At 41.3% G+C, this 20,625-nt stretch carries 15 protein-coding genes; 5 read left to right on the forward strand and 10 right to left on the reverse strand.

Going from position 1 to position 20,625, the window contains the following annotated elements; translation table 11 throughout:
* Positions 1 to 60 precede the first annotated feature (60 nt).
* Positions 61 to 558 (reverse strand): DinB family protein, encoded by a 498-nt coding sequence (locus tag QWZ08_RS21190; RefSeq protein ID WP_290339556.1) that lies wholly within the window; start codon positions 556 to 558, stop codon positions 61 to 63.
* A gap of 120 nt (positions 559 to 678) precedes the next feature.
* Complete coding sequence (locus QWZ08_RS21195) at positions 679 to 1,638, reverse strand: helix-turn-helix transcriptional regulator (protein WP_290339557.1); 960 nt, start codon at positions 1,636 to 1,638, stop codon at positions 679 to 681.
* Between the two features lie 272 nt (positions 1,639 to 1,910).
* Here QWZ08_RS21195 and QWZ08_RS21200 point away from each other — a divergent pair, with 272 nt between their 5' ends.
* Entirely contained in the window at positions 1,911 to 2,741 is an 831-nt protein-coding gene (locus QWZ08_RS21200) for a DUF6159 family protein (RefSeq protein ID WP_290339558.1), read from the forward strand.
* A 171-nt stretch (positions 2,742 to 2,912) separates the two neighbouring features.
* Positions 2,913 to 4,022, forward strand: a complete 1,110-nt coding sequence (locus QWZ08_RS21205; RefSeq protein ID WP_290339559.1) for a serine hydrolase domain-containing protein — start codon at positions 2,913 to 2,915, stop codon at positions 4,020 to 4,022.
* A 617-nt stretch (positions 4,023 to 4,639) separates the two neighbouring features.
* Here the strand turns inward: QWZ08_RS21205 and QWZ08_RS21210 are convergent.
* From QWZ08_RS21210 to QWZ08_RS21240, 7 genes are all read right to left on the reverse strand, one after another.
* On the reverse strand, positions 4,640 to 7,450 hold the full coding sequence (locus QWZ08_RS21210) for a formylglycine-generating enzyme family protein (RefSeq protein WP_290339560.1): 2,811 nt from the start codon (positions 7,448 to 7,450) through the stop codon (positions 4,640 to 4,642).
* Between the two features lie 609 nt (positions 7,451 to 8,059).
* A complete protein-coding gene (locus QWZ08_RS21215; protein WP_290339561.1) occupies positions 8,060 to 9,121 on the reverse strand; it encodes a hypothetical protein in 1,062 nt (353 codons plus the stop codon).
* A gap of 270 nt (positions 9,122 to 9,391) precedes the next feature.
* Positions 9,392 to 10,171, reverse strand: a complete 780-nt coding sequence (locus tag QWZ08_RS21220; protein ID WP_290339562.1) for a carboxylesterase family protein — start codon at positions 10,169 to 10,171, stop codon at positions 9,392 to 9,394.
* Positions 10,172 to 10,230: 59 nt separating this feature from the next.
* The gene (locus QWZ08_RS21225) at positions 10,231 to 10,986 is read right to left on the reverse strand and encodes a rhomboid family intramembrane serine protease (protein ID WP_290339563.1); all 756 of its coding nucleotides are present in this window, start codon (positions 10,984 to 10,986) and stop codon (positions 10,231 to 10,233) included.
* 146 nt (positions 10,987 to 11,132) lie between these two features.
* Positions 11,133 to 13,589, reverse strand: coding sequence for a TonB-dependent receptor (locus QWZ08_RS21230; RefSeq protein ID WP_290339564.1), 2,457 nt, complete (start codon positions 13,587 to 13,589; stop codon positions 11,133 to 11,135).
* A gap of 479 nt (positions 13,590 to 14,068) precedes the next feature.
* On the reverse strand, positions 14,069 to 14,830 hold the full coding sequence (locus tag QWZ08_RS21235) for a class I SAM-dependent methyltransferase (RefSeq protein WP_290339565.1): 762 nt from the start codon (positions 14,828 to 14,830) through the stop codon (positions 14,069 to 14,071).
* Positions 14,831 to 15,005: 175 nt separating this feature from the next.
* A complete protein-coding gene (locus tag QWZ08_RS21240; protein WP_290339566.1) occupies positions 15,006 to 15,746 on the reverse strand; it encodes an HD domain-containing protein in 741 nt (246 codons plus the stop codon).
* A 178-nt stretch (positions 15,747 to 15,924) separates the two neighbouring features.
* Here QWZ08_RS21240 and QWZ08_RS21245 point away from each other — a divergent pair, with 178 nt between their 5' ends.
* Genes QWZ08_RS21245 through QWZ08_RS21255 form a run of 3 tightly spaced genes read left to right on the forward strand, consistent with a single transcriptional unit; the run spans position 15,925 to position 19,502 of the window.
* Complete coding sequence (locus QWZ08_RS21245) at positions 15,925 to 16,416, forward strand: biotin/lipoyl-containing protein (RefSeq protein WP_290339567.1); 492 nt, start codon at positions 15,925 to 15,927, stop codon at positions 16,414 to 16,416.
* A gap of 33 nt (positions 16,417 to 16,449) precedes the next feature.
* Positions 16,450 to 17,922, forward strand: coding sequence for an acetyl-CoA carboxylase biotin carboxylase subunit (accC, locus tag QWZ08_RS21250; protein ID WP_290339568.1), 1,473 nt, complete (start codon positions 16,450 to 16,452; stop codon positions 17,920 to 17,922).
* Positions 17,923 to 17,960: 38 nt separating this feature from the next.
* Positions 17,961 to 19,502, forward strand: coding sequence for an acyl-CoA carboxylase subunit beta (locus tag QWZ08_RS21255; RefSeq protein WP_290339569.1), 1,542 nt, complete (start codon positions 17,961 to 17,963; stop codon positions 19,500 to 19,502).
* A gap of 20 nt (positions 19,503 to 19,522) precedes the next feature.
* On the opposite strand, the gene QWZ08_RS21260 is transcribed toward QWZ08_RS21255, so the two are convergent.
* Positions 19,523 to 20,581, reverse strand: coding sequence for a saccharopine dehydrogenase family protein (locus QWZ08_RS21260; RefSeq protein ID WP_290339570.1), 1,059 nt, complete (start codon positions 20,579 to 20,581; stop codon positions 19,523 to 19,525).
* Between the last annotated feature and the right edge of the window lie 44 nt (positions 20,582 to 20,625).

Consider the following 20,625-nt stretch of genomic DNA (forward strand, 5'->3'; position numbering starts at 1 on the left):
AATAAATGACAAGCGGCTGAATTTTTTTCAGCCGTTTGTCATTGGTAACGCCTGCATTCGCTATAAACCCATTTCATCCGCACTGGGCCCATAACTTCCCGGAATGGGAATATTTAGTAACCGGAGATAAACACCCAGTTGCGCCCGGTGATGAATGATCTGCGAAAAACACATTCTAATTACCTCTCCCTTTGGATCTTTTACCCAAATCTCTTCCCCATTGCGCAGGGTCCAGATTTCATTCAGCTGTTCATCTTTTCCATTGGCTAATGCGGTTCTTGCCTGAACAAGGTTTTTTTCGAACAAGGACAGCAACTCCGCTGTGTTGTCAACATTTTCGGGCTGGTACGGGTTCGTGGCGAAATCAAGTTCGCTGGTGTTCAGCGTCATACCAAACCAGGTAAATATATCAGCGATGTGAGTTGCCAATACCTTAATGGTCATACTCTTTTGATGTGGTTTCCAGTCGTATTGATCGTCGGGAATAACGGAAAACATTTTACGGGTAGTAACCGCTTCTTTTTCCAACTCTTTTTGGAATGTAGCAATTTGTGACATGGTATAATTTTTTTGTTTATACCACAAAGAAAATCCGGGGTTGTGACAGCCTTATGTCAGCAGGAAAAATTAAATTAAAAAAAGTATAGAACGATACAATTGCCTTTCTTTGATGCGACATCAATTAGCTGTATTTACTTTTTTTGAAATGGAAGCCAGCGCAACTTTTACTTCATCCATCAAAGCTTGCGGACTTTTAATAATTGCATGATCACCGAATAAAAGAAACCATCTTGCAAAACCAATTAGTGAGCCGGTTAAAAAAGTCATTTCAATGGTGTTGGCATCTGCTTCTCTTTGAGACACAAAACCATTGTAATATTTCTGATCACCAAAATAAGGAAGCACATTTTTATCAATCAGCAGCACCACGGTCTGCAAATTTTTTTCTTTGGACACCTTGTTTAAAAAGCTTTTTAAAGATGGATGCTGCTTATCAAAATGTACATCCATTACGGTAAGCCTGCTGATGCTACCGAATTTGAAAGTGCGGTAGTCTTTACGTAAACGGCAGTAGGCTACCATATACCAGTTTTCGCCTAAATAATAAATGCCTACCGGCTCCACGTCCCGGTTGCTTTGCTGTTGATTGTGGTTGGCAAAATAATCAAGCTGCAATACTTTTTTAGACGCAATACTTTGCAATACCTGCTGAAGGTGAATGGTATCATTGCTGCGTTTGGGAACATATTGATTTTCGATTACTTCAATGTGTTGCTCCATAGCTTCCAGATAATCTTTTTCTGTAAGCCGCAGTACAGCTTTTACTTTAAGCATTGCCGTGCTATAATTTTTCCTGGTGGATACATCGGTTAATTTTTCTACCAGCTTTTCTGCGGTTAAAAAAGCGGTGGCTTCTTCGCGGGTAAACATGACTGGTGGCAGGCGATAGCCCTCCATGATTGAATAGCCAACACCTGCTTCGCCAATTACGGGAACACCTGCTTCATCCAATGCTTTTACGTCGCGGTAAACGGTGCGCAAACTAATGTTAAACCGGTCGGCAATTTCCTGTGCTTTTACCACACGTTTAGATTGCAGTTGAATAAGGATGGCGGTGACGCGGTCAATGCGGTTCATGTTATTATTTGTGTGTAAACATAAAAATAAAACTTGCCTTTAAACAAAATTTATTGCGACGCATTTAACCGAACAAGCTTTGAGAGTTTCGATTAAAATAATTGCTATTAAATATTTAATCAGACAGCCTGGATGATTAATAGCCAGCGTTTCATTCTGCAAAAATTGACTGATATTAAAATTTCAGTAATTCCTCCCCAAAAAATATAGCACGTTACTTATCCATTTCATTGTTTACATTTAAATATCTAAAACCTTAAAACTAAATCCGCATGAACTTTTTCGACCGCTTAAGCAGCGGATGGACGATCAGCATGAACAGTTTCTCCATCCTTAAAAAAAACAAACAACTGATTATTTTCCCCATTCTTTCCGGTATTTCGCTGGTGCTAACGGCAGGTGTTTTTATACTGGGTATACTGGCCGTTGCCGGATGGAATGTGGAGTACATTAAAACAGACAACCGGGTGATAAATTATGCGCTGTTGTTCGGCTTCTACTTTATAAATTATTTCATTGTTGTGTTTTTTAACATGGCGCTGATACACTGCAGTAAATTGTATTTTGACGGCGAAGAAGTAACCGTAAGCAAAGGCCTGCAATTCAGTGCCAGTCGTATCGACGTAATTTTATCCTGGGCGGTGTTTGCCGCAACAGTTGGCACCATCTTAAAAATAATACAGGAAAATACAGGTACCATCGGCAAGATTGTTACCGGGTTGCTGGGCTTCGTTTGGGGCATCACGACGTTCTTTGTAGTACCGGTAATAGCATACGAAAACCTAGGCCCGGTTGATGCATTCAATCGGTCAGCAGAGTTGATGAGAAACAAATGGGGCGAAAGCCTTGGTGCAACTTTTAGTGTTGGGTTGGTACAAATGGTTGTAGTTATACTGGCTGCAATTCCTGTATGCTTAATTGCTGCTTATGTAAATATGTTTGCCGGAATTTTCATTGGTATTATGGCTGGCGTAACAATATTTGCGGTATTCAGCGCTGCGCAAACAATATTTATCAGTTCAGTATACAACAATGTTACGGGTAATATTGATGAACATTTTAACCAGCAGATAATCGACAGTCTTTTTACAGCAAAAAAATAATGTGCACTTTTGAAGCAGTAAGGTCCGCAGTCATTGGCTGCGGATTTTATTTTTAGCCAATAGCTGTTAATGATTGTCCGGATTAATTTCCGGGTAGAATTATCTTTAAAAAAACATACTCCCTTTTGACCGAACTTTAATGATTAACACCAAAATTGCTTCTCTTTTAAAATGATGCGACCTGAAAAAATATTGAAAATTGTTACGCTGAAAGCTTTCCTGCTTTGCACATTGTGCAGCGATGCACAGTTGGTTAAAAAACTGGATAGCCTGTTGTTTCAGCAATCGAAAGATCAGCCTGGTTTTGCCTTATCAATAGAGCAGGATGGCAAGTCATTGTACAACAATCAGCTTGGACTTGCGGTGTTGGAAGGAGCTAAAGAAATTGATGCAGGTACTAATTTTCGCATGGCTTCAATCACCAAGCAATTTACAGCAATGGGAATTTTGTTGCTGGAAAAGAGTCATCAGTTATCTGTAAACGATGCCATAGGCAGATGGTTGCCGGGCCTGCCTGCTGGTGTTGGCAGCAGGGTGCACATCAGCCACCTGCTCACTCATTCATCCGGCATACTGGATTATGAAGAACTGATGCCGGCATCACAAACAAAACAGTTGCTGGATGCAGACGTTCTGAAATTATTGCAATCACACGATACAACTTATTTCACGCCGGGGACTCAATTCAGGTACAGCAATTCGGGTTTTTGTTTGCTGGCGCTCATTATTGAAAAAGTGTCGCACCAGTCTTATGCAACGTTTATAAAACAAAAAATTTTCATGCCTTTGCATATGGATGAGTCAGTTGTCTATGAAGCAAAAACCTTGATTGCGCAGAGGGCGATGGGCTATGCCAAAGACAGCAGTGGGAATGTTTTTTTCAGCGACCAAAGTATGACAAGTGCTACCAAAGGTGATGGCGGTGTCTATACATCCATCAATGATTATCGTAAATGGATGAAAGGCATTCAGAATAATACCTTGCTGAATTTACCGAAAATTATGCAACGCATGTATGTTGCAGCGGGAGGTGTAACCAATGCATATTACAGTGCCGGCTGGTTTTTTAAAACTGCGGGTTCATTGGTTTTGTTTCATTCCGGCAGCACCTGCGGATTTAATAACTATGTAATTACCGTACCGGCTAAAAAATTCTGCATTGTATTTTTTTCCAATCTTGCAGAAAACACCAGCCTTTTCCGGGATATTCTTGAAATCCTTCACCAGTGTGGGTTTGCAGATTATAGGAGCCTTTTTGCCTTGCATGAATTAACAAGGTAACTTAGCCACCTTTTTTGGAAACTTCATTGTAATACAACTAAAGATCAAGCTTGCATTTTAAATAGCCGGCCATTATTTTCCTAATCTTGCAGCTCATCAGAACGAAGTTTTTTAACCATTCACCGAAACAACCTGTGCATTAAACGAAAAATCCGAAACAGCCGGATTATTCGCTGCATTTTTACATCGATAAGAGCAAAAGATCAATTACCAACATCCAAATCCCTTAAAAGACCAACAAGACCAAATCCTGAGAAGAATTAAAGACCAGCATCCAAATTCCTTTAAAAGACCAGAAACTCTGAGAAGAATTAAAGAACCAGCATCCTGGGAAAATTGAATAAAACCAATCATCCGATCCTTTAAAAATCAACAACAACCAAAATCCTAAAGAAGAATTGAATCAGTATTCGATAAAAGATTTAAACCCATTTTTTTTAATAGACAACTGGCTCCCTTGAGTGCAAACTCTGAAATAATAAAAAAAATTATTCAACAGGAGTTGCAATAAATGATCATTACAAACGCTAATATAAAAGTTTAACGTACCCGAACCCCTACACTTTACATGCCCCATTTTATGGGGCATTTTTTATACCCATACCCGGTCAGGCACATTATTTTTTATCTTTCACACAACGGAAGCCAACAGTTGCATTTCGTTCAAAGCCCGGGCTAACCCTTAACAGGTATTGACGGTAATGCAATTCTCTTGGTCCGCTTTGTACATACCACCAGCTGCTGGAGGGCTTAAAATAAGAGCCGCCTTTCATCATAATGTAACGGTGACTGCCACTCATATACAAATCATTTGTTAGCTGCCAAACACAACCTACCAAATCGTTTAGTCCGTTGGGATTGGCACCTGCGGGATAACTTCCAACAGTATATAATTTTCCATTACCCAGGTTGCAGCGGGAAGAATCAATGCCCTGTAACTGGCTAACGGTAAGGGTAGCATTGACCACTTCTTCTTTTCTTGTTACAGGTTGCTGCTGTACCCACGGCCATTCCCGCAAATCGGGCGTTTGCGCTGCATACTGCCATTCCAATTCAGAAGGAAGGCGTTTGCCGCACCATGCTGCATATACTTTTGCATCTTCATAACTGATATACACTACAGGAAAATTCTCCTTTCCCTGCGGAATAGTGCCGTTTATCCAGTGCTTTAAAAAATTCGCTTTATCGGTCGGCCGGTAAGCGGTCGCATCCAGGAATTTTTTAAACTCCCGGTTAGTAACGGGATATCGATCCATAAAAAAAGAAGGCATTGAAAATACACTGTCCTGGTCCTGTTTTGGATAAGCAATGAACTCATCTCCATTGGTAGCATTGAATTTAAATTTGCCGGCTGGTATTACGACCATTCCGGCAGGTGCGCTAACTGACGGTATAGTTGGCTGCATTACAGACACACGGCGTGCCGTGCCTGGGGCAATCGTAACAATTGTTTCGTCCTGCAAAATTCCGTCCTTCATTAACTGGATCACAAAATCACCTTCATAACGCCCAAAATATTTACTGATGCTGATTTTTTGACGACCGGGTTTAAACAGTACAGCCTGTTTATCATAAGCAGGCATACCAGCCCACATGCGAACCTCAGTTCCTTTGTTTGCAGCATCAATAGTCAGCTCATCACCATTCAACTTTGCCTGTATTAAAATGGGCAGACGCGCAATGCAATCCACTTCACCTTCGTTGTTGGTGCCCATGTCGCTTACATTAAATGCATCCGTGGCGGCCTGGATAAACCATTGATTGTTGTTACTAACTGGCTCCAGTAAACGATGTTGCCACAGGTCAACATAATGAAAGTTTTTAGCAGGTTCCACAGTAAAAAGATTTCCCTTATAACCTGCAGGGATGGTGCTGTAAATGGTATAGATAATTTTATTATCGTGTTCCCACTTGTTTACCCAAATGCTGTCTGTGGTTGTGGCTATTAAGGGAGTATATCCCTGGTTGACAAAGTTGTCTGTATTTTCTCTTAGTATCCTGCTGGTACGCCCTAAATATTTATACTGTTCTTCCACCCACGCAGGCTGACCGGGCGCCATAATATTGATCTCTGTTCCATAACCATTGAAAAAGGAAGTGGCAAATTCTCTTTTTATTTTTTCTTTAAATAATTCTGCCACCCGGAAAATAGTAAATTCAGGTTTAATGAGTTTGTTCAAATTGAGCATGGGTGGATAATACAGCGCATTGTGCACCCTGCCGGACACGATATTCGGCATATCTTTAGGTACTGCCATTCCTTCACTGTACATGATTACGCCCGGCCTTATTTTATCTGCTGTTTGCTGCAGTTCCCTGCTGGATTCTCCCTTTGTATCCAGCACCACACCATCTGCTGTGGTGGCACCTATCAGGTCTGCCAACCCTTCAAAATGATTTTTACTGTTGGTACTTTCATCCCAGGGATTGTAACAAATAAAAAAACGGGCGCCCATTTTTCTGCTCATCAGGGCCTGCTTTTGCATGGCATTTATGCCACCGGGCAAGTCATGAAATAAATCAAACTGGTTGCGCTGATCAAGCCCCAACGTTGGCCAGGTGGGCCATATGCTTACTACGTCATCACCTCCATATAGCTTTTTACCTCTTGCTAAAAAATCCTCCAGCTTGTATTTGCCTTCATTGCTGTCGTAATAAAATTTATCCCACGCATCCATCAGGTGCAATACATAACTATGCCGCATCCATTGCAGATCCTTTCGCTGGTACAAGCTGTCGTTGAATGTATCCAGGTCATACAGCCAACGCTGCTGAAAAGCCAGGTTCAATCCCTGTTGCCAGTTGCCTGTATACATTTCCCCGTAGATAATATAGTCTACACTGCCTCCCGGATACAGGACGGTTTCGAATCTTTTTCGTTCGCCCTGTTTTATGGAGCTGCGGTTGCGCCGGCTCAACAGCATTAATTTTTTATCTGCCGAAACAGGAAACCCATTGTAGCCAAGGTCCCAGGCATTGTCGGGTACAATTACATTCACCGGCAATTTGCCCGGTAGGAAAAGATTCGTGCGGGAAAGCGGGTGCGATCCCAGCCCGGTGATATATGCTTCGCTCCCATCCCGTTGCAGCGGAAGCACATTGCTTAATTCAATGGTATCTGCTGAAGTATTGGTGAATGTTACGGTAGCTTTTACATAAGGGGCCACTGTATCTTTAAAGTTTACGCTAACCTGAACCAGGGAAGAACCTGCATTGATGGAATACTGTTGTTGGTTGATGGTATAACCCAACAGGGCAACAGGTTTTTGAAGCGATAAAGTTTTGTCTCCTGTAACAACGGAAATAATTTGTTTGTTTTCGTTGAGGACTATTTTACTCAAGCCCAATTGGGCATTGACTGCCAGTGGAAAAAAGATAAACTGTATTGCGAAAGAAAATATGATGAAGCAGGTTTGATATTTGTTCATATTGGATGTATAAAAAATAAAGTGACTGAAAACTGTAATTTAAATTACTATTGGTTAGTTATTACAAGATAATATTTTGCAACCTCAGTTTGTTATAATTTTAGTACTACCTGATTTGTCTGTAATCAATTCGAATCAATGTTTTACTAAAAGATTTGTATTCCTTAGTTTTATCAAAACGAGGATTTCTATTCATTCGTCGAAACAACTTATACATTAAACGAAAAATAAAAAACCAGCCAAATATTCGTTGCATTTTTACATCAGAAAAAAACAAAGCAGCTAAGTTTTAAGTAACAAATCCTGAATCCCAATTCCTTTAAAAAGCCAGTAAAGCAGTCAATATCCTAAGAAAAAACAAGACCAAATCCTACAGAATTATGTGATACCTTTTAAAAACCAACAACAAATATTTGAAGGAATTTTTTCATGATTTTAAGCACCAATATTCAACTTCAGAAAAACCGATGTCAAAAAAACAACAGTAAAAAGCACGATAAAATAGTTAAAGAAAGCTCCGATGATACTTTAACGTACCCTGAAACCCTACATTTAAATGTCCCGTCCGCGGGACATTTTTCGTTTGCAAAAAGATGACTCATTGAAAAATCAATTGAAGATGCCGTTAGCTACAGGATAAAGCACCATCGTTAAAACAAATAAAATTCTTCCGTCCAGCATGGCTTTGTCGGCATTGAGTTTTGGCGATGCAAGGAATTTATCATCCGTACAATTCATACAGCCCAATATAATATCAGTATTTTTAAAATCAACTTTTCCTTCCGAATCGGAAAATATTAAACCGGGATTGGGAGAGTTTCCGCCGCAAAAAGTAAAATTGCCTTCATTTAACGTGCGCAGCTCAAACAGGGGCATACCAGGATGTATACCACTTTTGGTTAACCAGTCATTTTCTGCGGTAAATTTATCATACCCTTCCTGGCTTTTTAATTTGTGAGCCCCTCCAATAAGTATATTATCCAGTTGGCGCCTGTTCAGTCCATCCCGCCAAACAAAAATTACCTGGCGTTTGGTATTATTAAAAAGTACGGAACATTTTACAATATCATTTTTTGAAAAATAGTACACATCTTTTTTTACATGTTTTTCACCAAAATAATAAACCAGGTATTCATGTGAGGTAAAATCCAGCAGGTCCTCTGCAAAATGTACATCACGGGTTAACGGAAATTCTTTTTTAAAAAATGTAATTCCATACCAGTTGGTGCCATCTTCATTTGTTACAGTTGCATCTGCTGTATAATCTTCATGCTGATATAAATGTGATTTTACCGTGCTATCCTTTTCGTATTCGCAGTAGAAGGAATCTTTTTTTAATTTGTCAATTATGCCGGTATATTCTGCGGGCGAAGTGGTTTGGTAAGTGAGTGTAAACGTTTCTTTGAGGGACGAGATTTGCATCCTTCTCGCTATCGAATCAGCCGTCATTTTTTTGCTGTTTTTTATAACGGGGCGGTATTGATAGGTTCTGACGACGGTATCCCCAAATGATTCGGAGCCAGTGAAACGATACTTTTTACTTGTTACCTGTTTTTCTATTTTATAATGGTCGCCGGACAACATTTCAATCAACCTGGATGCAGAAAAATCCTGGGCGTTTGCGGATGTAAAAAATGCTATGCAAATAAATACAAGTAAAAATCTTCTCATTGAGGTTAGCAGTTATCTTGAACAAAAGATGCAGGGTATGGATTGTAATTGCATTCGATCACTTACTCAATAAGGTAATTAACCGGGCTAAGAAATTCCATACACCCCATCCGGATTGGTTTTTATACTGCCAATTTACAATAAAAAAAATAACCCGCTTTGTGATGAGCTAAATTTGAATTTTGGAAGAAGAAATAGGATGGTTGAGGTTTCACTTCGGGACCTCCTTTTACGGACTTTAAAAGCGATGGATCAATAAGACAGACAGAATTATTTGTGTTGCCTGAACAACCATTCCATCATCAGCTGATCTCTGTAAGCAGCCAGCCACGAAAAATGCCCGGTGGAAGGATATTGTGTAAACCCTGGATGGGCACCAGCTTTTACAAGCGCTTCCAACATATTTACCGAGAAGGCAGGGTTTACCGCAGGGTCTTCAGCACCATGAAAAATCCAGATAGGCATTTTTGCAATCAGTGGTGCTTTGGAAACATCGCCACCACCACAAACAGGAACTGCGGCTGCAAATAAATCGGGGTATCTTTCAATGGCATCGTAAGTGCCAAAGCCACCCATTGATAAACCTGTTATGTAGATGCGATTGGTATCAATGGCAAATTTTTTAACCATCTCATGTACCAGGTCAATCACAAGACCCATCACTTTTGAGGGGGCAGGCTTCAGTTTTAGATCAATACTTTTATCCCTTCCGTCGAAATTACTCCAGCCTTCCTTTTCAGGGCACTGAGGTGCAATTACAAAAGCAGGATGCATTGACATGGCCTCGTCGGTTGCAAAATTTTGTGCACCCCATTTTAGCTGAGCTTCATTGTCATTTCCCCGCTCGCCGCTGCCATGTAAAAAAATTACCAGCGGGTATTTCTGCATATTGTCCGCATCCGGAAAAAGCATCCGGTATTTCAATGTATCCTGGTGGTTGATATATTTTTCAAAACTGAACCGACCGCTTTGCGCCTGTAATGATTGTATACCGGCCAGTAATAAAAATGTCAGGCAGCAAATATCTGTTTTAATGTTGCAAGAAATCATGGTACTGTTTTTAGAGACTAAATATAAGATAATAGCGTCATTATCATTGTCAGTTCATTTTACCAAACCCGTTTCCTGGAGTTGACGGCATTTTCCGGTAAAAATTTTTTCACCAGCAATAACCCGGCAAAGAAGCCGCCGATATGCGCTGCATAGGCAATGCCGGTTGCCTCATTGCCCCCCAGGTAACCGGTACCGTTGGCAAGCTGCAACAATATCCACGAGCCGAGTACAATAAAGGCCGGCACATGTATAAAAAAGAACAATAGAAAAACGGTCACTCTTCGCGTTGGGAAAAATAACAGGTAGGCACCCATCACACCCGAGATAGCACCGGATGCACCCAGGCTTGGGATGAGGTGATTTTCACCAAACAGGTAGTCCGTAAACACATGAGTTAACGAGGCTAGAATGCCACATAGTAAATAGAAGAAAAAATAACGTACATGTCCAAGCCGGTCTTCGATATTATCGCCAAAAATATACAGGTACAACATATTGCCACCCAGGTGTGCAATGCCGCCATGCATAAACATACTTGTTAAAAGAGTAAGCCAAACGGGGATGGCCGTAACACCCAAACCTGGTATTTGCAGGGTTCGCCCGCTCACGGGATCGTGTACAATTACCGCATCTGTTACAATATCGTGGCCTGATAAAATTTCGGCAGGTACCGTGGCATAGCTGTAGGTAAAATTGGTGTTGGTGCCCCACTGCTGGTAAATAATAAACACCAGTATATTGAGTATGATGAAAATTAAATTTACAACAGGAAATGTTTTACGGTCCGAATTGTCGTCGCTGATAGGGAGCATGCAAGTTGTTTTATTTTTCAGCTAAAATACATTCCATCAAATACAGAGCTTTTCTGAATATACAATACAAATGTACGTATCGCCGGTGTGCAAAATATCCCTTGCCTGAACAATTATTAAACCAAATTTTACCGAGAACACATTCGTTATTCTACTGGCGCACGCTCTTCGTTTTCGTTATTGCTCTTTTTAAATTCCAGCTTGCCAAACTTCCAGGTAAAATTAAGGGCGATGGAACGGAAAGGTATTTTTCGCTCACTGTTTACCGAAAACCCAGGGCCAAACAGCACTGTTTTTTGACTTACATATTCCTGCAGAAAATTATTTGCACTTAATGCAAGGCTTCCTTTCTTTTTCCAGAACTGTTTGCGCATAGCAAAACTGTAAGTGGTAAAAGAAGGATACCTGCCCTGCGCCTCGTGCCGCGGCGAATTGAAGTTGCCGAAAAATTCAGCTACCAGCGTATTGGTAAACTGGTAGTTGGCGTTCAGGTTAAAACGATAATTAAAACTGTTATAATCGTAGCCCTTGTCCAGTGTATTGATGGTATGCCGTCTGAATAAAAATACATTGCTGCGCAGGCCAAATTTGGTATTGATGTGTACATCTGCAAAAAGGTTCATTCCCACGTTTTGCTCCTTGCCAATATTTTGGCGGGTGCTAACTGTTACGTTTGTGTAGGTGGTATCGCCCACTGTAAATGAAGGATAGTAAACCAGGTAAGGTTGTATATCATTTTCATTCAGGCGGTAAAATAAATTGGCCATAAGGGATCCTGTTTTGCCCATATCACGGCTATAACCTAACTCATAGCGGTGGCCGATTTCGGGCTGCAGATTGGAATTGCCTGCAGTAAGATTTTTAGGATCGTTGGTATTTACAAAAGGGTTCAGGTCATCATATCCCGGCCGCTCAATTCTTTTGGAATAGCTAAGTTTGATGGTATGATGATCGCCGATTTTTTTTGATAAAAAAACAGAAGGAACCAGTGTATTATAGCCCGGTATTTTTACCTGGTGTTGCGCATTGGAATAAAAAGAATTGATTTCTGTACGCTCATACCGTTCCCCAATTTTTGCCTGGAATAGTTTTGCCACGGGGAAGCTGATTTCGCTGTACAGCGCATATACTTTTTGATGGTATTTTAAATTATTACTGAGCGAAGCATCCGGCTGGTATAACTGCAGGTCCGCAAGATAACCATCCACTAGTGAAGTACTGTTGATATTATAAAAAGACGACTTACCGCCAATGCCAAAGTTGACATCTTTCATAATGGGCTGCGCATAATCTATCCTTATTTCTGTTTGATTTACTTTGCCGGGGTTACTGCTTTTGCGGCCGTAAAACAAAGAGTCCTGCGGCAACAGTAATTGTTCATTCGCAGAAGTATTTTTATTGGTTTCCGAACTGGTGTTAACATTTATTTCCAGCTCCTGGTCTTCCTTTGCAAATGTTCTCTTATAGTTTAAACCAGCATCTACATTACTGGATTTATAAAGAGAATTGGAATTGATACCAGAAAGTATAGGTGGTTGCCCGGCAACTTTATCTGAATGCAGCACCTGGTTGTTATGCCCTGTGCCTGTGTAACCAAAATCGTTATAAGACAGGGAGCCGGAAAAGTTATTGTGTTTTTTATACGTCCAGTCAAAACCGGTACCAGCCTGCAATCCGTGGCGCTCAAACCGGCCTGTTCCTTCCTGGTGCAGGGTACTGTTGCTGATGCTGTCTGTTGTTAAACGGTCACTGGTGGAATGTGTAGTTGAAGTAAGGCGCTGATTACCACTGATAAATGCATTGACACCAAAATTGTTTTTACGGGCATTTAAATTAAAAGAACCATTTTCATTCCTGGTGCCTGCGGTTAAGGATAGATTGCCATTATATCCTTTTGCCGTACTGGTTTTTAAAATGATATTAATTATGCCGCCCATGCCCTGTGCATCATATTTAGCGCCCGGATTGGTAATTACTTCGATGCTTTTTATCTGGCTTGCCGGGATGGCTTGCAATACATCTGCAATGCTGCTTCCAAAAGCGGTGGAGGGTTTTCCATTAACCAAAAAACGAATGCCCGAACTGCCCGCCAGTTGCACATTGCCATCTACATCTATAGAAATCTGCGGTACTTTTTTCAGCACATCTGTCGCTACGCCGGACTGAGAGCTGATGTCCTTCTCGGCATTATACACCATTTTGTCAATCTTATTTTCTACCAGTTTGCTTTGCGCAACCACTGTTACTGATTGCAGGTTTGTTTTTTGCGGATCAAGCGCAATGGTTTTTACATCCATTACGGGGTTGGTTTTATCGAGCCGCACATCTTTTATACTGACCGATTTGTAACCTATAAATTCAAACACAATCGTGTACACGCCGTCTTTGATTTCATTTATTATAAAGTGGCCTTTATTATCTGTAACTGTTCCGTTCACCGGTTTGGTACTTCCTTTTGTAAATAAACTCACGGTAGCATATTCCAGCGGAAGATGAGAGATTGAATCCCGGATGTTGCCAGAAACGGTATTTGTTCTTTCATCCTGGGCCTGCACCATTAACACGGGTAGAAGTATAATCAATAACAGTACTATATTTTTCATTCAGCTTATTTAATTGGATGCAAATTTCTCATCTAAAGCTCAAACATGGACGATAATAAAAAAGTTGTGGCATATTTTATTTAAACGGCAACTATAACTGATAAATTAACCCTAAATTCATGTTCATAAAACGCTAACCCTCCTAAGCAACGATTTCCAATACTACTTGGCCTAACCGAAATCAAGATGATCGGTCATAACCGTCATACTTTCAGAATATTTAATTGACTTGCTTTATAAAAAATAAAAAAATTGTAATGCCTTTAATCCGGTTTATTATGTTTTGCTTCTTTTTTGTTGGACTTACAATCATTGTAAAGTCTATGAAATCAAGCTAATACTTGCCCAATTTTAGTTGGTTTGGATAATTCCTATAACAAGAAATGACTTTAATTGAATATGAAATTGTTTGCCGGCCAATGCCGCACGGCAATATTTTACAATTAAGATGCCAGTAAATGGGAATAATTAATTGGTATCTATTCAGCCTTATCTGAGGGCTTCTTTATTTTTTCGAACAATAAAAAATGCTGAATCGGTAAAAAATCACCTTTAAAACTCAGCTTAAAGCCATTTGCATTGAGTTCTTTATTCAGCTGGGCCACGGTAGTTTTATGCAATGCTTTGATAGGAATAGACGCATCTTCACCACGGTACTCGATCAGTAATAATTTGCCATCGCTTTTTAGTGCGTTATAAATGGAACGTAACATTTCTGCCGGGTATTTCAACTCATGATAGACATCGGTCATTATCGCCAGGTCGGTACTGTTTGGCGGCAGGTTGGCAGAAAGAACTGTGCTCTTGATGATGTCTACCACACTGTCTTTTAATTGTTGTTTTTTGTTTTTGAGGAGGGCAATCATTTCATCCTGTATCTCCACAGCATATACTTTTCCTTGTGGTACTTTAGCCGCCAACCGAAAACTGTAATACCCCGTGCCAGCGCCGATATCAGCCACTACGCCGTTTACAGGCAATTGTATTTTTGCTATGGCGAGCGATGTATTTTCTTCTTTATCGCGATCATCTCTCTCCAGCCAGTCGCTGCCGGAGGCGCCCATTACATGTGCAATTTCACGCCCAAGATAAAATTTTCCAATACCATCCTCCGAAGCCTTGCCAATAGTATAATCCGGTTTTTTTGCTGTTGATTTTAATACAGCGTCATTCTGTTGCGGGTGGCAAGCTGAAAAGCAACAACTGAAATAAACAAAAAAAAGTACAAGTTTTAATTTCATGGTATTCAAAATTATTCGTAATTGTTTGCTACAACAAGGAAACGACACGCAACAGTAAAATGTTTTATCAAAATAACCATCAAACAAACGTCCTGCAATCCGGCGCAGCCAGGCAACCGGGTTGTAGCAGGCTATTTATTTTCGCTGAAAGTAACTTCAAGTTACGCTTAATAAACTATCGGATATCTGCTTCGGTTGGCATGGGTAAATCAATCAGCAGCTGGTTAAAGTAATTTGATTTTACGGCATGATAAAACCAAATCACATCTGATATGTTTTCATGGCCGTGAACATCTGCCAGTTTAAAAATCAACAGGTAAATAATGCCCGCAGCAGGCAGTATGTGTATTTTATGATTGATATAAGTCCATCGGTCGTGTGGCGGAATAATCAGGGTTGCCTGGTATTCCCGGAATAAGCCGTACGACATATCATGCAGTTCAATGGTACGGTAAATGCGGTCTCTTTTTTCCGGTATTTCATCAAGGCTGGGTGCCAGTATTTCCATGGCTGCCATCAGGCCGGCAAGACCATGACGTTTGTGGGCCGGTTTGCCCGTGAGCGGATGTGGCATCACCATTTTTTTATCTTCCACAGGTTTACCAATATCATGCAATAAAGCAACTACTTTCAGCTCATTTTTTAATTCTTCCTTGTCTACATTTAACTGCTTTAAAAGATTGAATAAGTCTCCGTAAAAACCTGTTTCAGGTTGTTTGAAGATGGTTTCCACATTGTCATACACCTGCTGCAAATGATCTGTCAGCATAATACCACTGTTATTGCTGTAATGGTTGTCCACAGTTACAGCTGCCGTTTTCCACCAGTGAGATTGTTTAATGATTTGTTCTATTTGGGGCAGGTTAAACATAGCAGAATCTATAAAAAGTAAAAGTACATTTTTGATAAGTAACATTTCGTAAACGCATCTCTTTCTTAAAGTACTTGCAGCGATATTTTGAAAGCGGATGTTTTAGGTCACACTTAGTCAATTGATGCTGGTTATTTATTATTTCGTAATTTTCATTATAACAATTGCCAGGCAACTCAAAAATAGATTTTACCCAAAACGCCCAAGGCGAAAAACTTGCACTATGCCCGATAAAAAAAAACTATTTAAAGTTAAGGCGAACGGGTTTGAATTTTCCTTCACTGAAGCCGAAGCGGCAGCTGCCGATATAATACAAACCGCTCCGGGTGAATATAACCTGTTGCACGAAACGCAATCGCTGAATGTAAAAATGCTGCACACTGACATGGCTTCTAAAAATTTTACCGTAGAAGTTGACGGAGAAAGTTTTGAGGTGTCTGTTAAAGATGAGATGGACGAAGTACTTGAAAAAATGGGCTTTGGTTTAGCAACGAATAAGCAAATAAAGGAAATAAAAGCGCCTATGCCGGGCAAGGTGCTGGAGATTGCTGTAACCAATGGCCAATCTGTAAATGAAGGGGATAAAATGCTGATTCTGGAAGCTATGAAAATGGAGAATTGTATTGTAATCAGCACCGCCGCCATCATAAAAAAAATAGCCGTAACAGCCGGGCAAACGGTAGAAAAAGGCCAGGTTTTAATAGAGCTGGAATAAATTTTTGTGCAGACCTTTAAAATAACAAATGCAATGCAAAAAATATTAGTAGCCAACCGCGGAGAAATTGCGTTGCGTATCCTTCGCACCATCCGTAAAATGGGCATCCGGTCGGTAGCCGTTTTTTCAGAACCAGACAGAAATGCACCTCATGTACTATACGCCGATGAAGCAGTATGCCTGGGACCAGCGCCATCCACCCAATCCTACTTAAATGGCAAGGCCATCATTGCTTTTGCCAAACAATTGAATGTGGATGGTATTCACCCGGGATATGGTTTTTTAAGCGAGAATGCTGCCTTTGCACAAATGGTGGAAGAAGCAGGCATCGTGTTTATTGGACCTTCGCCAGAAGCCATGCGTATAATGGGAAGTAAACTTGCAGCTAAGGCTTGTGTTAAAAAATACAACGTGCCCATGGTGCCAGGTGTTGATACGGCTATTGAAGATGTAGCAATGGCAAAAAAAACAGCCGCAGCAATTGGCTACCCGGTTTTAATAAAAGCCTCTGCGGGCGGTGGTGGTAAAGGAATGCGGGTGGTAGAAAAAGAAGCAGATTTTGAAGAACAAATGCAGCGGGCTTCCAGCGAAGCAACCTCCTCTTTTGGAGACGGGGCTGTTTTTATTGAAAAATATGTTGCCTGTCCACGGCATATAGAAATACAGGTGCTGGCGGATAAAGCGGGCAATACCGTTCACTTATTTGAGCGGGAGTGCAGCATTCAGCGAAGGCATCAGAAAGTAGTGGAAGAATCACCCTCCTCCATTCTAACACCAGCATTGCGCAAAGCCATGGGAGCGGCAGCTGTGATGGTGGCAAAATCCTGTAATTATTTCAGCACCGGCACAGTTGAGTTTTTGATGGATGAGCAACTCAATTTTTATTTTCTTGAAATGAATACCCGGTTGCAGGTGGAACATCCCGTAACCGAAATGATCACCGGGATTGACCTTGTGGAAGAACAGATAAAAATTGCCCGGGGAGAATTATTAGGATTTTCACAAGAAGACATCACTATTAACGGACATGCGCTGGAACTACGGGTTTATGCGGAAGATCCTTTCAATAATTTTTTGCCATCGATTGGAACGCTCACTACCTATTCGCCACCATCAGGCGACGGGATAAGAGTAGATGATGGATATAAAGAAGGAATGAGCATCCCTATTTATTATGATCCCATGATTGCAAAACTGGTAACGCACGGAAAAAACAGGATAGAAGCCATTCAAAAAATGAAGGAGGCTATAGCTGCATATAAAATTGAAGGTGTGTCCACCACATTACCTTTCGGCAGTTTTGTTATGCAGCACGACGCTTTTGTTTCAGGAAAATTCGATACTCATTTTGTAAAAACTTTTTACAGCCCTGAAAAGATAAAAGCGCAGCAGCAGGCAAAGGCGCGTGCCGCAGCGATTGTCGCATTGCATTATTGGATAGAAGAACAAAAAATTACAAGAGCGGTGGAAAATAAATCTACCAGCTGGAAAAGAAGGCTGGCCTGAACCAAACACCGGTACAATTATTTTTTAAATTTTTTTTGATGAAACCAAAAACGGAACTGTTACAAAAAAAGATAGGGGAAGGCAAAGCGGGCGGCGGTGCTGAAAGGAATGCGATTCAGCATAAAAAAGGAAAATTGACGGCGAGAGAACGGATTAATTTATTGATGGACTCGGGATCATTTGAGGAGATTGGTGCGCTGGTCTTGCACCGCACAAAAGATTTCGGTATGGAAGATCAGCAGTATTACGGCGACGGCGTAATCACCGGCTATGGAACTGTCAATGGCCGGTTGCTGTATGTTTTTGCGCAGGACTTTACCGTTTTTGGCGGCGCTTTATCTGAAACACATGCGGAAAAAATTTGCCGCATTATGGATCTTGCCATGAAGACGGGAGCGCCCATGGTTGGATTGAACGATTCAGGCGGCGCAAGGATTCAGGAAGGGGTACGTTCACTCGGAGGCTATGCCGATATTTTTTACAGGAATGTGATGGCTTCCGGCGTTATCCCGCAGTTATCGGCCATAATGGGCCCCTGCGCCGGTGGTGCTGTATATTCGCCTGCCATTACAGATTTTACACTGATGGTGGAAAACAGCAGTTACATGTTTGTTACCGGCCCCAATGTTGTAAAAACCGTTACTAATGAAGCGGTAAGTTCAGAAGAGCTGGGTGGAGCTTCTACGCATTCAACCAAATCGGGCGTAACACATTTAACCGCTGCCAACGACATGGAATGTATTGCGCAGATGAAAAAATTACTGAGCTACATGCCGCAAAACTGCGAAGATGTTGTGCCAAAGTACGCCTATACACCGCAGGATGAAACCCGCGAGTGCCTGGAAGAAATTATTCCTGAAAGTACCCATCAGCCTTATGATATCCGCCAAGTGATTGATGGCATTTGTGATGCCCAAAGTTTTTTTGAAATTCATACCAACTATGCCCAGAATATTGTTGTTGGTTTTGCAAGGCTGGCTGGCAGAAGTATTGGCATTGTTGCCAATCAGCCGATGTGCCTTGCAGGTGTGCTGGATATTGACAGCTCAAAAAAAGGCGCCCGCTTTACCCGGTTTTGCGATTGTTTTAATATTCCTTTGCTGGTATTGGTAGATGTGCCGGGCTTTTTGCCGGGAACCGACCAGGAGTGGAACGGCATAATTACCAATGGCGCTAAACTATTATTCGCTTTCAGTGAAGCCACCGTACCAAGAGTAACCTTAATTACACGTAAGGCTTATGGTGGAGCCTATGACGTGATGAATTCAAAACACATTGGTGCTGATATGAATTTTGCCTGGCCTACTGCGGAGATAGCCGTAATGGGGGCAAAAGGCGCCAGCGAAATTATATTTAAAAAGGAAATTGCAGAAGCTGCAGATCCGGCAAAAAAGTTATTGGAAAAGGAGGCTGAATATGCAGAAAAATTTGCAACGCCCTACCTTGCCGCTGAACGAGGTTTTATTGATGAGGTGATTGAACCAAAGGATACCCGTAAAAAATTAATCAAGGCATATGCCATGCTGGAAAATAAAGTGGCGAAGAGGCCGAGAAAAAAACATGGCAATATTCCTTTGTAAAAAACGGCGCCATTGCTCTTTTATTCAATAACCTCTCTGGTTACACCCGGGATTTCCATTACCAGGTTTTCGCCATAGGCGCTGGCGGGGGTTTGATAGCCGGGAGAAAAATTACCATTTAATATTTTTTGTACAATTATTAAAGCGCTGTGCGTAGTTAAGGTATATCCTTCCGGAGCACTCAAACGCACCATGGCCGTTTTTCCATCTTCATTTATCACCTGCCCCCAAACCAGGCTGCGGGCATTTGTTCGCTGCTCGTCAGACGGACCAGCCGGCTGCCGGTTAATTTTATTTTTAATGATTTTACGGATGCTGCTTCTGCGCAGTACCCAGTTAAACAGCCATTGCAATTTTAATAAAGTAAAAGTTTTTTTAGCAACCCCGGTATAAGTTTCAATATTGGGAATGCCTGTGGTAAACCATGCAGTGGATACGTCGCCCCATGGAATGCTCATTACAAACAATTGCTTAGGGCCAAAGTCAACCCACATGCCTTTTTTACCCAGCGGAACTTTTACTATTTTTCCTTCTTTTCTTTCAGCTCCGCCCTCGCCTAATTTTTCCGTCATTGTAGTGGCTGTTCCGTGGGATAATGAACCGCCTGTAGTGGCAAAAGCCAGCTGAAGCCGCACGGCATTAGGTAATAAATTTTTTAACTGCAGCGCAATACAGTCGGTAGGCACCACATCAAAACCGGCACCTGGCAACAGCATCACACCTGCTTTTTTGGCTGAGGCATCATATTGCTTTATCATCTCAAAAACCTCAATGCTGCCATTGATATCCAGGTAATGTGTGCCCGTAAGCAGGCAAGCCAGTACCATTGGTTTTGCTGTATACTCAAAAGGTCCGGCAGCATGTATTACGGCTTTCACTTCTTTAAGGGCGGCCAGCAAAGCACCTCCGTCATTCATGTCAAAGATTCTATAAGGCAATCCTAATTTAGCAGCCAATGGAGCAATCTGTTCCTTCCGTCTGCCTGCTAGTATGGGCAGCAACTTGTATTGCATGGCATGCCTTGCAATTAACTCACCCGTATATCCATTTGCACCATATAAAAGAAACTCGTGTTGCATGATTAAAAATACGATAAACAAGAATACTATTTAATTTAAGCAAC

It is taken from the genome of Ferruginibacter paludis (assembly GCF_030409685.1).
GTDB classification, from domain to species: Bacteria; Bacteroidota; Bacteroidia; order Chitinophagales; family Chitinophagaceae; genus Ferruginibacter; species Ferruginibacter paludis.